Source organism: Dechloromonas sp. HYN0024 (assembly GCF_003441615.1).
In the GTDB taxonomy this organism is placed as follows: domain Bacteria; phylum Pseudomonadota; class Gammaproteobacteria; order Burkholderiales; family Rhodocyclaceae; genus Azonexus.
The window spans coordinates 994949-1010321 of sequence record NZ_CP031842.1 but is presented as its reverse complement, the minus strand read 5'-3'; the positions used below and the strand labels follow the sequence as shown (position 1 = coordinate 1010321).

The 15373-nt window shown below is 56.7% G+C and carries 14 protein-coding genes; 2 read left to right on the top strand and 12 right to left on the bottom strand.

Annotated features, from left to right (window positions below; genetic code table 11):
• Position 1: 1 nt before the first annotated feature.
• Positions 2–1174: an aspartate aminotransferase family protein gene (locus tag HYN24_RS04910; RefSeq protein WP_117610207.1), complete on the bottom strand. Its 1173-nt coding sequence runs from the start codon at positions 1172–1174 to the stop codon at positions 2–4.
• Between the two features lie 249 nt (positions 1175–1423).
• Here HYN24_RS04910 and HYN24_RS04905 point away from each other — a divergent pair, with 249 nt between their 5' ends.
• Positions 1424–1726 (top strand): DUF3579 domain-containing protein, encoded by a 303-nt coding sequence (locus tag HYN24_RS04905; RefSeq protein ID WP_117608219.1) that lies wholly within the window; start codon positions 1424–1426, stop codon positions 1724–1726.
• A 68-nt stretch (positions 1727–1794) separates the two neighbouring features.
• On the opposite strand, the gene rpsT is transcribed toward HYN24_RS04905, so the two are convergent.
• The 7 genes from rpsT to HYN24_RS04870 all read right to left on the bottom strand — a co-directional run bounded on the left by rpsT (position 1795) and on the right by HYN24_RS04870 (position 9879).
• Positions 1795–2064: a 30S ribosomal protein S20 gene (gene rpsT / locus HYN24_RS04900; RefSeq protein ID WP_117608218.1), complete on the bottom strand. Its 270-nt coding sequence runs from the start codon at positions 2062–2064 to the stop codon at positions 1795–1797.
• Positions 2065–2260: 196 nt separating this feature from the next.
• The gene (locus HYN24_RS04895) at positions 2261–6724 is read right to left on the bottom strand and encodes a pilus assembly protein (RefSeq protein ID WP_162888594.1); all 4464 of its coding nucleotides are present in this window, start codon (positions 6722–6724) and stop codon (positions 2261–2263) included.
• Between the two features lie 38 nt (positions 6725–6762).
• The gene (locus tag HYN24_RS04890; RefSeq protein ID WP_205421442.1) at positions 6763–7368 is read right to left on the bottom strand and encodes a hypothetical protein; all 606 of its coding nucleotides are present in this window, start codon (positions 7366–7368) and stop codon (positions 6763–6765) included.
• A gap of 26 nt (positions 7369–7394) precedes the next feature.
• Positions 7395–8501: a PilW family protein gene (locus HYN24_RS04885; RefSeq protein ID WP_117608215.1), complete on the bottom strand. Its 1107-nt coding sequence runs from the start codon at positions 8499–8501 to the stop codon at positions 7395–7397.
• A complete protein-coding gene (locus HYN24_RS04880; RefSeq protein WP_162888593.1) occupies positions 8452–8919 on the bottom strand; it encodes a hypothetical protein in 468 nt (155 codons plus the stop codon). The genes HYN24_RS04885 and HYN24_RS04880 overlap by 50 nt, the downstream gene beginning before the upstream one ends.
• Before the next feature lie 10 nt (positions 8920–8929).
• The gene (locus HYN24_RS04875) at positions 8930–9463 is read right to left on the bottom strand and encodes a GspH/FimT family pseudopilin (RefSeq protein WP_256372106.1); all 534 of its coding nucleotides are present in this window, start codon (positions 9461–9463) and stop codon (positions 8930–8932) included.
• Entirely contained in the window at positions 9457–9879 is a 423-nt protein-coding gene (locus tag HYN24_RS04870; RefSeq protein ID WP_117608212.1) for a type IV pilin protein, read from the bottom strand. The genes HYN24_RS04875 and HYN24_RS04870 overlap by 7 nt, the downstream gene beginning before the upstream one ends.
• A 228-nt stretch (positions 9880–10107) precedes the next feature.
• Between HYN24_RS04870 and HYN24_RS04865 the strand changes: the two genes are divergently transcribed.
• Positions 10108–10734 (top strand): energy transducer TonB, encoded by a 627-nt coding sequence (locus tag HYN24_RS04865; protein ID WP_162888592.1) that lies wholly within the window; start codon positions 10108–10110, stop codon positions 10732–10734.
• Positions 10735–10739: 5 nt separating this feature from the next.
• Here the strand turns inward: HYN24_RS04865 and ispH are convergent, their stop codons facing one another.
• The 4 genes from ispH to ileS are packed head-to-tail and all read right to left on the bottom strand — an operon-like array spanning position 10740 to position 15364.
• Entirely contained in the window at positions 10740–11663 is a 924-nt protein-coding gene (gene ispH / locus HYN24_RS04860; protein ID WP_117608210.1) for a 4-hydroxy-3-methylbut-2-enyl diphosphate reductase, read from the bottom strand.
• Positions 11663–12094 carry a peptidylprolyl isomerase gene (locus HYN24_RS04855; RefSeq protein ID WP_117608209.1) on the bottom strand — a complete coding sequence of 144 codons (432 nt, stop codon included), beginning with the start codon at positions 12092–12094 and terminating at the stop codon, positions 11663–11665. Before HYN24_RS04855 ends, ispH begins: the two co-directional genes overlap by 1 nt.
• Complete coding sequence (lspA, locus tag HYN24_RS04850; protein ID WP_117608208.1) at positions 12094–12573, bottom strand: signal peptidase II; 480 nt, start codon at positions 12571–12573, stop codon at positions 12094–12096. Before lspA ends, HYN24_RS04855 begins: the two co-directional genes overlap by 1 nt.
• The gene (ileS, locus tag HYN24_RS04845) at positions 12566–15364 is read right to left on the bottom strand and encodes an isoleucine--tRNA ligase (protein WP_117608207.1); all 2799 of its coding nucleotides are present in this window, start codon (positions 15362–15364) and stop codon (positions 12566–12568) included. Before ileS ends, lspA begins: the two co-directional genes overlap by 8 nt.
• Between the last annotated feature and the right edge of the window lie 9 nt (positions 15365–15373).

The following is a 15373-nucleotide window of genomic DNA, read 5'->3' as shown; positions in this document are numbered from 1 at the left end:
TTCAGGCCGCCAGAAATTCCTTGATGAGGGGAGCGCAACGGTCGACCAGCTCCCGCGCATCATTTTCACTGAAAATCAGCGGCGGCAGGAAGCGAATCACCTTGTCGGCCGTGACGTTGATCAGCAGCCCGGCTGCCAGCCCCTTGCCGACCAGCTCGCCACACGGACGATCCAGTTCGATGCCGATCATCAGGCCATGGCCGCGAATGTCGACCACGCCGGCCACACCGGCTAGCGCCTCAGCCATCAGGGAGCGGATCAATGCACCGACACGCAAGGCATTGGCCATCAGGCCTTCGCTTTCAATCGTATCAATGGTCGTCAGCGCGGCAGTAGAAACCAGCGGGTTGCCACCAAAGGTGGACCCGTGATTACCCGGCCCGAACAAGCCAGCCGCCTTGCCACCGGCCATGCAGGCGCCAATCGGCACACCCGAACCGAGGCCCTTGGCCAGCGTTGCAATATCCGGCTGAATACCGGCCTGCTGATAGCCGAACCACTTGCCGGTCCGTCCCATGCCGCACTGCACTTCATCGCAGATGAGCAGCCAGCCGTGCTCGTCGCACAGCTGGCGCAGCGCCTTCTGGTAATCGAGCGAGGCGAGATGGATACCACCCTCGCCCTGGATAACCTCAAACATCACGGCGACGATATTCTTGTTGTGCTCGGCGACCGCCTTGATCGCCTCCAGATCGTCGTAAGGAACCCGGACAAAGCCCGACACCAGCGGCTCGAAGCCGGCCTGCGCCTTGCGGTTGCCGGTGGCCGACAGTGTCGCCATGGTCCGGCCATGGAAAGCCTTTTCCATGACAATAATGGTCGGGGTCTCGATACCCTTCTTGTGGCCGTAGAAACGCGCCAGCTTGATGGCGCCTTCATTGGCTTCGGCACCGGAATTGGAGAAGAAAATCTCCTGCATGCCGGAAATCTCGGCCAGCTTGTCAGCCAGCATTTCCTGCTCGCGAATGCGATAGAGGTTGGAGGTGTGCAACATGCGCCCGGCCTGCGCAGCAATCGCCGCAACCAGCTTGGGATGGGCATGACCGAGGGTGGACACGGCAATACCGGACAGGGCATCCAGGTATTCCTTACCTTCGGTATCGGTAATCCGGCAACCGTTACCGTGACTGAAAGTCACCGGCAACCGGGCATAGGTATTCATGACATGCGACATGAGGCAACCCCAAAAAACGAAAACGGCGGCCATTGCCGCCGGAACAATCGCCACCCCCTCGGAGAAGCACCGAGAAACGGCGGCAGAAGCCTGAATTTTAGGCGAAAACCCAAGCCTTGTATAGAACGGCAAAATCCCTCGCCTTGGCCCTCCATCGGCGGTAACGCGCCATAATTATGGAAAGGCTTCGGGCTTCTGCTAGAATTCGCCCACGCAAGGTAGCATCGCCCGCAAACGCAGAGTAGAACAATGACAACTATAGACTCGACGACATTCATCATTGTTGGCCTCACCAAAGATGGCAAGAAATTTCGCCCCAGCGATTGGGCAGAACGCCTGTGCGGCGTCATGTCCGCTTTCGGCGCCGAACGCAAGATGAAATACTCCCCCTACGTCGGCCCCGGCGACTACAACGGCGACAAAGCCGTCTTCGTCGATGGTCGCCTCGGTGAAGTCGAACCGATGGCTTACCGCTTCATGCTCAACTTCGCCCAGGACAATGACCTGCAGATCATTGATGGCGTTTGTTCGCTGGAAGACAAAAAGAAGTAAACCATACAAAAATTCCGGAAATAAAAAAGGCGCCCGAAGGCGCCATTTTTATGGAGCGTCTAACTCGATCAGGCAGCAGCAAGGGCCTTGATCTGAGCGGACAGACGGCTCTTGGTGCGGGAAGCCTTGTTCTTGTGAACAATCTTCTTGTCAGCAATGCGGTCAAGCACTGCGACGGACTGCTGGAAGACGCCTTGAGCGGCGGCTTTGTCACCAGCTTCGATCGCCTGACGAACGCGCTTGATTGCGGTACGCAGGGTCGAACGCAGGCTGGCGTTATGGGAACGCTGCACGTCAGCTTGACGGGCGCGCTTGCGGGCTTGTGCGCTGTTGGCCATGAATATCCTTAACCGAATACTTAAAACGCGAGATTATAGCAACTGCAACCATCGTTTAGCAAGCAAATGACAGCCCTTCTAGTGCAAATTAATGAAACATTTCCACTAGGTCAGTCACGTTCAACGAACACCTGCTCACATCCACTGAGCAGCTTTCTTTGGGAAAGCTTCCCAAAGAAAGCCACATCCCTATCCGTTACTGAGAAATCAACTCTCGCCACGAAACACGTCTAGTGAGATTTCCAGAGGAATTAAACCGGATCGGCGTACCAACCACATCACCAGTCGACCCTCTGAACTGCCCCTTAACTTTACCTTGACCACCAGAACCAAAGTTTTCGATCGTCGCAGCAGTATAAATACCGTTACCCAAGGCAGTAGCGACTATCCCTGCGTTATTGCCTACTGCGCCGCCAGTCAGATAGTCCAATTGATATGCCATTGCAACCGGCTCGGTAGCCGTTGCCGATCCGCACACCTCCGAGGTTGACGATGTAGGCGAATTGGTTGAAAAGACCAGCGTACCCAGGACCAGCTTCGGATCAGTAAAGGACTGCTCACCAACGCCTGCCGGAAAATCGAGATACCAACCGTCAAAACCACCACTACTTAAACTGGCATTTGTCGTTCCATTTTGAGTCACCGTTCTGATTGTGCTACCCGGCTGACAGATATCTACGCTCGTACCAGCCGGACAGACATCAGAGGAAGCCGTCAAGCCAATGAAGGTTGAACCGGCACGAGGATTCCCAAAGCTGCTTGCACCGAGGTTATCTCTGACGCCGTAAAACGACTGCTGCAAGGTGCTATTGACGTCCGTAGTACCAAGATAGCGGCCTGTACCAACGTAGACAATTGGCTTGGCCAGATAGGTTGTCACCTGCGGACGAGCAGTTATCGGCTGCGCATTTCCGGACGCATCAAGGAAGGTCGCCAGCAATTGCTTGCTGTACCCACCAGAGCCGAGTGTGAAACGCCAGAGGTTACCCAGCAAGTCGCCGCCATAGACACGTGTAGTCACGTAATCGGCATCGACCTGGGCAATGATTTTTGATAAACCACTGGGCGCAGTAACCGAACCCACTGCTGTAGAAATAGCCGTAGTTAGCTGAGATCCATCACCGGCATTGAGGACATACAGACGACCCAGTCCGTCACCAACCCCACTTTTCACGCAATTTTGCTGGGCAGTCGTCGCCAGACGGGGGCAATTGTTGTACCCGGAGGTCACCAATACAACCCAGGCACCGGTATCCAGTTTCGTGATCTGCGGATTACCAAAGGTGTAGCCCATGTTGTTGTCGGTGAACTCCCACAAGTACACCGGGTTCAACGGATCAGTAATATCCAGTGCGTAATACCCGTTGCCGCCACCATTCAGACCACCCACCAGAATAGTTTTCCAGACACCACTCACATAAACATCGCCAATAGAAGGCGTACCCTCGACGAAATATTGGTGTTTGTCGGCGTAACTCTTATCGGCCAGCGTATACATCCGCGGCAAAACCAGTGACGGAATATAAGCCCACTCCTCATTGCCGTTAGTCGCATTAAATGCGTGGAGCATGCCATCGTTGCCGGACACGTAGACCATATCCTGACGATTGGCATGAGCCGTCTTAAACGCCGAATATCCGGTGTCAACATAGGCTTTATCGGGCGCACCCACATACTGCGGCTGAGCGGTCACGATATCTCCGAGTACATGCGCGCGATGCCTGAAGAACTTCGTCGGATCGGGCGTTGTTGACTCTTCATTACTGCGATCACCGCGCAGGAAGTTCACCAGCGCCTCACCCGCTGCCCCATTTGAAGCAATGGTGTTATTGCTTTGGGCCGTGGAAGTAAGACAATTCGTACCCGTTGCGCAGAACTGCGACAAGCCAGTCAACTGGACAGGGAACGCCGGCGGGGAAGTCGAGATGGCTGGCGTGGTGAAATAGCCTTGCTTGCCAACAGTGCCAAGGTTTGTCCAGTTGAAGTCCACAAGACCCGAGGTACCTTTAATGAATATTCTCCGGTCGGTATAGGCCTTGGTATCAAGAAGTTCCATGGCACCCCAGTCATAGGTGCCAAGCACAGGGTTATTCGGGTTATAGGTCGGTGCGCTCTGCGTAGTCAGATCGATTGTCTGCCGAATCAACTGCCCCGACCACTCCACGGTCTTGAAATAGGTGGCGAACTGGAAGTTATTGGCTGCCGTAATGTTCGGATTGGTCGTCGCCGCCGCTGCTGCCGCACCCACCTTGGGCGCATTGATAATAACGTTGAGCGAAGCACTCAGTGCCAGCGCCAGATCCGACGGGTTGGTCGCACTAAAGTAATTACCGTGCCCATTCACTGCTGCATGCCAGAGGTCATCGATATTCTCGATCTGGTCGGTACCGGGTGCCGGCCAGTTACAGGGACCGCCGGCCACAGTCAGTGTGTCACGCCACAGGCACGAGGTTGAGTTGGCCGTACTACCTTGCTTGACAAAGTAAAAGTCCGAAGCCGCCGATGTCAGATAGTCAGGCGTGAATACCATCCGGCCTCGCGCCCCCAGGCCCAGCGTAAAGGTGGTCATGTGCTGCCAGGTTGCTGTATCGACCGATGTCGTCGGCACCTTGTTGGCCAGACACAAATTGGAGTTCGTGGTCGCTGGCGCAATGATCGGCCCAGTGCAATTATTGAGTGCGGCAGTTCTGAGATTGGTGTTGTAGTAATACGCAGCCACATCCGCCAACGTATTCGAGGTACCACCAGAGCCAGATGTTGTTGTTGTGGGCGTTCCAGCTGTTGGGCCAGTTGCCGTATTAGCCACATCGGTGGTCGTCGAGGCCCCTGGGGCCGTCGAAATCACCGGCCCCGTGGTATTGGTTCCGGGCGTTGGCAATAGAGCAGTGGCCGTACACGCTGTGCTTGACACCGGCGTAGTCCAAGGAGCAAGGACGTCAGATGTCGTCGAAGTTGTCGAACTGATGTTCGACGTCATTGTATATACGGGCGGCGTAGGTGTCAGCGGACCAACCACCCCGGCCACACCATTGGTCGTCGTCTGCGTGGTCGTCTGCGTCGCTGTATAGCGATCAACCCTGGTTGTAGCCGACGTGATGGTCTGCGTCTGGGTTGACGTCGTCGTCGTAACCTGACTACCAGTTACACCGGGGCATACGCCAGCGGTCGAACTATAGCTATTTCCAAAGGCAGTACTCGCGCTGACACAACCCGAGTTGCTGCCAATATTGGAAACAAGATACCAAGTAGTCCCTGCCGCACCAAGCGCTGAAGACAGACTAACCACTGGGCTTGAGTTTGAGCCGCCACGACAGAACCATGCGTTTCCATCTAAGGGATAACACCGATTTGTGTTATTGCTATCAGGATTGGAACCGGAACTCCCAAGAGCACCTTCTCGATTACCATTGCCGACATTGAGATACGCCGAAGTCGTATTTGTTGGCGTAGATCCACATGCACTCCCAATAGCCTTTGTCGTCTGCGTCCAAACCTTGGTTGAGGTTGCCCCGGTAGTAACGGTCTGACGGTCAACAGTACTTGTATAGGGTGTCACCGTCGTCGAAATGGCGAGGGTTCCATCATTGTAGGGTCTCGGCAAACCACCATCCTGGTTGTCCATCGTCGTGGTGCCGTTGATTTTTTTCACATCCCCGTCGGTGCCGTTCCAGAAACCATCGGTCGACAGAATCGTGAAGTTCTGCTGGCAGGCATACTGAACCGGGTCTGTCACGGTGACGCCATTGAGGGACGTAAGTTTGCCGGCATAAATACGACCAGCATTTGCCAGCGCCTCGCGCAGGGGGGTATTGCTATTGGGATTAGCCGAATAGAGCCGGTCGTACCAACGTGCTTTTTGCGTACCGTCAAAATCAGAAATGTTAATGAACTTCTGCGATGAACTCCCACTAAGCAGATTGCCATGCAGACTCATGAAGCCAACGCGGAAATGCGAATTCAGGGTCTTGAAAGCCTGGCCAGATGCCGTTTTCATCATCATCATGCGCGTCCGGTAGTAGCTGTACCAGTTGGCGAAATTCTGCTGTTCACTGGCACCCACTGTAACTTTGGTAAATGGCGCTGTCGTTGAGGTTGTCGAAGAACGGCATTCGGTATAAAAAGTACTACTGGAGTTGTAATAGTCTTTTTGAGCCGCAGCTGTTTGGCTGCCAGTGTATCTGTAGTAATAAGCAGCAACGCCCGTCGATGTTCCGCCGCTTCCATCGCCAATTGACGCATAGGCGCGGAAGTTGTTGCTCAGATCGGTAGTCGTAGTGACGGTGCCATAACCATCATCCCAGGCAGCCGTAAAGGTCGAGTTTGCAAAACTGTTTCCGGCAGCATCGACCGGAGGCGTGTAAGTGATCGCTGGATTGTAGTAAACCCCATTGCACTGGCTGCTGGCAAAACCCATTCGCCCAGAAAAATTGGCCGCGTTATCAGGCATGTAGTTCCAGTCCATACTACCCGAGTCATCCAAAACAAACATGACATTGGGCTTAACCTCTGTCGTCGCAGTGGATGCAGTAAATATGGGTGCCGCGGCAATATCGGTAGCCGCTGCCAACGCATAATCCGATGCGCCCCAGGCCGACACAACAAGCAAAAGCAGCGACATAAAATCTCTGCCGAAATGACTCTCGTACCGATTGATTCGCATGGCGCTCTCCTGCATGACTCAAATTCGGCTCTTGCGCCCTACAGGGACACAAGCGCCTGGACGTAACTCGTTGTATTGCGTGGCCCATCGACCCGCACCGTGATTCGATATAAAACCGAAGTAATTCTAGTAATTGTGGGGTCTCCTGCGCCTTCGTTGTTTCCGGAACCACCCGCCGACACTTGCGGGACAGCACAGACCGTCGATGACGAACTTCCTGCACCATCGCACAAACGCTGGATCATGTAACTGACGGCATTGCCGCCCTTGTTGGGATCGTAATAATCCGACGCCACACAGGCACTCGACGACCCCAGTCGGCAAACGCCAGAAGCCGACAAAGCTGACCAAAATGCCCCACCAACCTGACTCGCTGTCATATTGACCGTCGAAGCCGAATAGCCCAATGACGGCTGGTTGCTGTTCAAGCCGCCGCTGGTATTGTTTGTTTCAAGCCAGGCGACAGCAGCCTCAACGCCTGTATCCGCAGCCTGGGTAGCCGCTTGTTGAAAAGCCATGTTACCGGCGATCAGGTTCGACGTATCCATCGAGCGCATCAAGGCGAGACCACCCAGCGTCATGGCCAGGAGCACGATCAGGACGAGAAGAATCACTACACCGCCTTGGCGGCGCGGATTCGTCATCGACAGTACGGGGGAGTTTGAATTGGTTAGCATCCTGTAATCTTCCCCATCCAGGCAATATTCCGTAGCGGAATTGCCGTCTCGAATACTTTATAGCGGTAGTTCTGCCAGGACGCATTGGAACTGACATCAATGGCCGCTCCGGCACTACCGCTCCAGGTCGGTTCAGCGAGTGTAACGGCAGTCTTTTCGAATTCAGCACTCCGTGCCACCAGGGCAACCCGAACGGCAGAAATTCGCGCCAGATTGCAGTTGTTGTTTCCCGATACCGTTGGCACAGCCTGCTGATAGCCATCGACATAGCCATCCATGGGTGCGGATGTATCGACGCCATATTGAGCACGCATGCTTACTATGTTGCTCTCGATAGCCACCCAATTGGCCGCATTCTGGCAATTGGTCACGGTGAAGTCGCAGGTTGTCAGATTCCCGCCGCGCACCGCATAACCGACGATAGTAGGCGCCTTCCCCAGATTGAAAAGCCGGTCACCCACGCCCATAAGACTTCCGGCCGTGACAGTCACGGTTGGTGCCGCAACACCCGTAACCTTGCCCATCACCAGGGTCGATCCGCAGGCGTTGCGGGCTGTATTGTTCAGGATATTGGGGTCCGAGGGTGCCGCAACCACCCAGTCATTGACCACAAACTCGGTGGGGGTCTGCATCGGATACGTCGTTGCCGTCGGGACATTTGCAATCAAATCGCCCTGCGTAGTTCCGTTCGTGCTTCCCGACACCACAAGCAGGGTATCGGTATTCGCATCATGTCCCGAAATACTGGCGCTATTGATAGTTGCAGCAGTCAGTGGATTGAGCGTTATGCCGGTCGGCAAGGTTAAGCGGCAGCCAAGAAGTTGCGTGTCGGCAATACCGAAGCCACTCATACGCACATCACGCTGAATGGCATACAGCGCCATCACACCACCGGTAAGCGCATCACCGCTACCTGTCGAGGTGCGCTTGCGACTTTCGGATAGGGCAAAAACCTGCATCATGATAATGACAGCGAGCATGCCAATAACGACGCCGACCATTATTTCAACGAGGCTGAAACCCTTGGATCGATTCATGCCAGGATGCACATCAACCTCCGATCTGAGCAACGGTAACGTACTTGTGCTGATCAGGATCATTTGGCGGTTGCCAAAATATGGTGATCGTCACAAGACTCGTCGGCACTGCGGTAGCTGTCACTGGCGCAATAACCACGGTTGGCGGCGTCGCTTGCGCCCCGGGAAGCGCCTGCATCACAGTTCCGGAAGCGGGCGTACTGCCACTCCCCGCCCATGCCTGATAGCCAACGCCGGACGGACTGGAGAAATTGGTCTGCAATGTTGCCTGAGTTCGATTACTCGTCCACATCTGGCCGATTAATTGGTTGGCCAATAGCGCCGCATCACTGCGGTATTTCGCATCGCTGGTGACCTTGACCGCGACAGCCTGCAGGCCGACCAGCGCCAGAACACCGAAGGAAAATATAACAATGGCAACCAATGCTTCAAGAAGCATAAAGCCGGAATTTTTACGCACCGATGGATTCGACCTAAGCATTTTGGTTTCCTCAGCAGCCTCTGGGGTCGGAAGATGACAATGCAGGATCACACATACGAACTTGCCCTCCGGTAGACACCACAACTCGCAGGTTTCTCATGCCCGAGCCGCCTGTCGGGTTGGTCACACCGAAATCTGTTTCCACAATTTGCGTAACACGGCCCACTCCGTTAAAAATAACAGTCACTGGGAACGACACGCCACCGCCGTTCTCCGTAACTGCAATAACGGCATTGGCGCTACCCTCTGACGCTGGTCGCGACTGAATAACAGCGGGGCATGCTGCACTTGCTGTGACACATCCGACCGACCAGCCATAAGCCGAATCCATGACGAATTGGACCTGTGCGTTTTGCCTCACGGCCTCGGCACGAGCCAACTGCAATCCATTTTGAATCGACTCTGCGGCAACACGAATCTGGCTACTCTGAATCCATGCCGTGAAGCTTGGAGCAGCCATTGCGGCCAAAACCGCAAAAATCGCCACACCGACACACAACTCGATGAGCGACATACCTCGCTGAAGGCGAAAGGCTTTCAACACCCGCCCCCCTTCTTCGAGACCCAACAGCCCGTCGTGGCGCCGCCCCAATCACTCGGGAGGCTCGAAGCTTTGGCATTGGTTTCGTCTACCGTGTAGGTAAAGCCGGCCATCGGCCCCTTGCCAACAGCCTGAAGCGTATAGGTAGTGGCAGAAACATTATTGCAGGAGAAATCGAAGAACTGGCTGGCAACGGAATCCGCTGCGCAGCCGGTCCCATTGACATAAGTACGGTTATCCTGAAAGAACTGCTCCTGCTGCACACGCTTGGAGGCCAGATTCGATGTCGCATCAGGAATCCTGCTCTTCATGACATAGTAGCTGTATGCGGGAAGCGCAATGGACGCAAGAATGGAAACAATCGCCACCACCACCATCAGTTCGACAAGGGTAAATCCACGTTCTCTTTGCACAGACATCTCCCGAAAATTCTTTTCCTATGGTCACTATAACCAGAGAAAAATCGTTAGTACGGCGGCACTGACGTATGGAGCAATTTCACTGACAAGCGGTAATGGATGCAAGCCGATTTACATGGATCCGCAGCATAAATGATCAACGGTTAAACGTCAGCGACAAGCGGACTGAGAGATTGTCACAACTTTGCTAATCTTGAATACAGGAAAACAAGGGTATAAACGCGCTTCGTGAATGCAATCGATCCAATCGGCAACTTCAGATTGCCTAGTCCGTGGCAAGTGGCCACTTTACGGAGGCTGGCGGTTGGCGTTGCCCTTTCAATAGGTGCACATATCTGGATGGGATGGTGGCTGATCCAACCGATAACACACCGGTCGGCCAGCCCACACCGACTAGAAGTCATCCTTGCGGGACAGCATTCAACAACAACCCTCAAACCAAAGTCGGACCAGGCTCCCATACAAAGCACCAAGGCGTCGACCGAACCAGCTGCAGAAACAGCATCTTCGGAAATGCCACAGTGGATACCCGTACCAAACGCTCCGGACGAAACGTATCTGGCACCAGAACATGTCGAAAAACTGGCTTACGTGATCGACGTAGAAGAACTGCCATTGCCGGCCACTACGAACATACCCGGGGGGGCGGTTTATCTCAAGGTATTGATCAACGAGTCAGGGCGTGCTGACAAGGTTGACGTGCTGACGTCGACACTGCCAGAACCCTATGCAGCAACGCTGGTCAGCGCTTTCTCCCAAGCCAGATTCAGCCCCGCCCTCGTCGCTGGCTTACCAGTTAAAAGCTGGCGAATCATCGAAATCCGCTTCGACCTGCCGGAACCCGCTGCAGGCTAACTGGCTTATTGCGCCAGTTCTTTCGGCAGGGGAAAAGAAACCCCTTCGACAACACCATCGAGCTGAGCGACGGAGGCGCCGGAGAGCGACTTGATTCGCTCTACCACGCGCAGAACAAGCACCTCAGGCGCCGAAGCGCCGGCGCTTACGCCAATTTTGTGCTTACCCGCCAGCCAAGCCGGATCAATCTCGTCCGCCCCATCAATCAGATAAGCATCCAGCCCCCGCCCCACGGCTACCTCCCGAAGACGCCGTGAATTCGAGCTATTCGGGCTCCCCACCACGATCACCAGATCACACTGCTCGGCCAGTGCCTTGACGGCATCCTGACGATTTTGCGTGGCGTAGCAGATGTCGTCCTTCTTCGGCCCCTGGATATTGGGGAAGCGCGCCCGCAGGGCATCGATGACGATACTGGCATCGTCGACGGAAAGGGTGGTCTGCGTGACAAAGGAAAGGTTTTCCGGGTCAATGACCTGCAGGCCGGCGACTTCGTCGGCGGTTTCAACCAGATACATGCCGCCATTGCTCTGCCCCATCGTCCCTTCGACTTCCGGGTGGCCCTTGTGGCCGATCATGACGACTTCGCGGGTCTGGGTGCGCATTTTGCCGACTTCGACGTGCACCTTGGTGACCAGTGGGCAGGTCGCGTCGAAGACTTTCAAGCCGCGTTCTTCGGCTTCGCTGCGCACGGCTTTGGAGACCCCGTGAGCGCTGAAGATAACCGTGCTGCCGGCTGGGACTTCGCTCAATTCCTCGATGAACACCGCGCCCTTGGCACGCAGGTCGTCGCAGACGAACTTGTTGTGCACCACTTCGTGGCGAACGTAGATCGGCGCACCGAACTTTTCCAGCGCCCGCTCAACGATGCTGATGGCACGTTCGACGCCGGCGCAGAAGCCGCGTGGGTTGGCGAGGATGATTTGCATTACATGATTCCGATGATTTCCACCTCGAAGCGGATCGTTTTTCCGGCCATCGGGTGGTTGAAGTCGAACAAGGCGTGCGTGGCATCAAGTTCACGCAGGAAGCCGGCGAAGGTGCCGCCATTCGGGGCGGTGAATTCGACGACAGAATTGGCCTTGAGTTCCATGTCGGCCGGCAGACCGGCGCGGGCGATGCGCTCGACGAGGCGTTCGTTGTGCATGCCGAAAGCTTGCGCCGGTTCGAGTTCGAAAACGAAGCGTTCGTGCGCCGGCAGGCCGATGAGCACGGATTCGAGGTTTTCGGCCAACTGGCCGCTGCCCATCTGCAGGGTGGCCGGGCTCATGTCGAAGGTGGACAGGAACTCTTCGCCATCCAGTGCATTGATGCGGTAATGCAGGGTCAGGAAGCTGTCGGAGCGGACGGTAGCGGTCATCAGGAAATCTCTTTTTTGTGGGCTGCGGTCAGTTGCTCAATGATGAGCAAAACGGCACCGAGCGTGATGGCAGAATCGGCCACATTGAAGGCGGGCCAGTAATAGCCGGCGACATGCCACTGGACAAAATCGACGACGGCACCGAAGCGCACGCGGTCGATCACGTTGCCCAGCGCACCGCCCATGACCATTGCCAGGGCCAGCGACAGCAGCTTTTGCTGCGGATGCTGACGGAGCATGATGGCGATCCAGCCGGAAACGCCAAGCGCCAGTACCGTGAAAAACCAGCGTTGCCAGCCGGGTTGATCGGCCAGCAGGCTGAAGGCAGCGCCGGGGTTGAAGGTCAGCACCCAGTTCCAGAACGGTGCAACGTAGATCGTTTCGCCGAAACCGATGTTCTCCAGCACCAGCCACTTGCTGAGCTGGTCGAGCACAATGACCAGCCCGGCCAGCGCATACCAGCGACCTGCGTTAGGCATGCGCCCTCGCCTCGCCGTCGCCATGAAGATTGCTGACGCAGCGGCCGCACAAGCCCGGATGCTCGGCATGCGCCCCGACATCGTCGCGGACATGCCAGCAACGTTCGCACTTGGCATGTTCGAGCGGAATGGCAATGACCTGTTCGTTGTCATCGCGGATGGCGACCGTCGACGAGCAGATCAGGACAAACTTGAGATCGTCGCCAAGCGAGGCCAGTGCATCGTACTTCTCGCCGGCACAATGGATTTCAACGGCAGCCTGAAGCGCCGAGCCAATCTTGCCGGCTTCACGTTGTGCTTCTAGGGCCTTGGTCACATCGGCCCGCACCGTACGGATCAATGCCCACTTGGCAAGCAGATCGCCATCACCGGCCTGCGCCGGCAGGGTGTGCCATTGCTGCAACATCACCGAATCGTCAGCCTTGCCGCTCAGCACCTGCCAGACCTCTTCGGCCGTGAAGGCGGTAATCGGCGCCAGCAGGCGAACGAAGGCTTGCGTGATGTGCCACAGCGCGGACTGGGCAGAACGCCGTGCCACCGACTTGGGGGCAGTGGTGTAGAGACGGTCCTTGAGGATGTCGAGGTAGAAGCCGCCGAGGTCTTCCGAGCAGAACGTCTGCAGGGCCTGGACGACGCGGTGGAATTCGTAGCGGTTGTAGTCGGCGCGGCAGCCATCCTGCAACTGGCGGGTCAGGGCCAGGGCGTAGCGGTCGATTTCCAGCCACTCGCCGACCGGCAGCATGTCGGCCGCCGCATCAAAATCGGAGACATTGGCGAGCAGGAAGCGCAGCGTGTTGCGGATGCGGCGATAGCCTTCGACGACGCGCTTGAGGATTTCGTCGGAAATGGTCAGTTCGCCCGAGTAATCGGTCGACGCCGTCCACAGGCGCAGGATGTCGGCCCCCATCTTGTCGGAGACCTGCTGCGGGGCGATGACATTGCCCTTGGACTTCGACATCTTGTGGCCCTTGCCGTCGACGACGAAACCGTGCGTCAGCAGCGCCTTATACGGGGCGCGGCCATCGATCGCGCAACCGGAGAGCAGCGAGGACTGGAACCAGCCGCGATGCTGGTCGGAGCCTTCGAGATAGAGGTCAGCCGGGTAGCTGTGCTGCGCAGCGTGCGAGCCGCGCATGACATGCCAGTGCGTCGTCCCGGAGTCGAACCAGACGTCCAGAGTATCCTTCATTTTGACGTACTGATCGGCCTCGGCACCGAGCAGTTCGGCCGCATCGAGGCTGAACCAGGCTTCGATACCGGCCTTTTCGACACGCAGTGCCACCTGTTCGATCAGTTCGGCCGTGCGCGGATGCGGCTTGCCGGTTTCCTTGTGCAGGAAGAAGGGAATCGGCACCCCCCAATTGCGCTGGCGCGAGACGCACCAGTCCGGGCGGGTCTTCATCATGCCTTCGAGACGGGCACGGCCCCAGGCCGGGAAGAATTGCGTTTCATCGACGGCACGCTCGGCGATCCAGCGCAGGGTCGAGGCATCTTCGCTGGTCTTGTTTTCCATACCGATGAACCACTGCGTCGTCGCCCGGAAGATGATCGGCGTCTTGTGACGCCAGCAGTGCGGGTAGCTGTGCTGGATGCGTTCGCTCTTGAGCAGGCGGGCACAGGCTTCGAGTTCCTGAAGAACGAGCGGATTAGCTTCCCACACCGTCTTGCCAGCCAGTTCGCCGACTGACAGGGCCGGGGTCGTGCTGATGAAGCGACCATCGTTGCCCACCGGGTTATTGACCGGCAGGCCGTATTTCTTGCCGATGTTGTAGTCGTCCACGCCATGCGCCGGGGCGGTATGAACCAAACCAGTACCAGCCTCGGTGGTGACATGCGTGCCGCAGATGATGGCGACGTCACGCTTCTGGAAAGGATGCTTGAGGAGTATCTGGTCGAGCTTGTCGCCGGTGCACGAGCCAACGACCGCGCCTTCCAGTCCGTAGCGCTTGAGGGCAGCTTCGGCCAGTTCGCGAACGAGGATCAGGCCACCCTTTTCGGTTTCGACCAGGTCGTAGGTCAGTTCCGGATGCACGCTGACCGCCTCGTTGGCCGGCAGGGTCCACGGCGTTGTCGTCCAGATCACGGCAAAGGCAGGGCCATTCAAGTGCGACAGGCCGAAGGCATGAGCCAGCTTGGCGGCGTGGTTTTCGTGCACTTCAAAGGCAACGTCGATGGCCGGGGAATTCTTGTCCTCGTACTCGACTTCGGCTTCAGCCAGAGCGGAACCACAATCGAGACACCAGTTGACCGGCTTGAGACCCTGGTAGAGATAGCCCTGCTCCAGAATCTTGCCAAGGGCGCGGATTTCACCGGCCTCGGCCGAGAAATTCATGGTCAGGTAGGGGTTGTCCCACTCGCCTAATACGCCAAGGCGGATGAAATCCTTCTTCTGGCGCTCGACCTGCTCAGCCGCATAGGCGCGGGAGAGTTCGCGCACCTTGTCGCCGGGGATGTTCTTGCCGTGCAGTTTCTCAATCTGGTGCTCGATCGGCAGGCCGTGACAGTCCCAGCCCGGCACGTAGGGCGCATCAAAACCGGAGAGCGTTTTCGAGCGGACGATGATGTCCTTCAAGACCTTGTTGACCGCATGGCCGATGTGGATGTCGCCGTTGGCATAGGGCGGGCCGTCGTGCAGCACGAAACGCGGCCGTCCGGCGCAGGCTTCACGAATACGCTGGTAGAGCTTTTTCTCCTGCCACTGGGCGACCCATTGCGGCTCGCGCTTGGGCAGGTCGCCCCGCATCGGAAAAGCCGTATCCGGCAGGTTCAGGGTGTCTTTGTAATCAGCCATTTTGCGTGC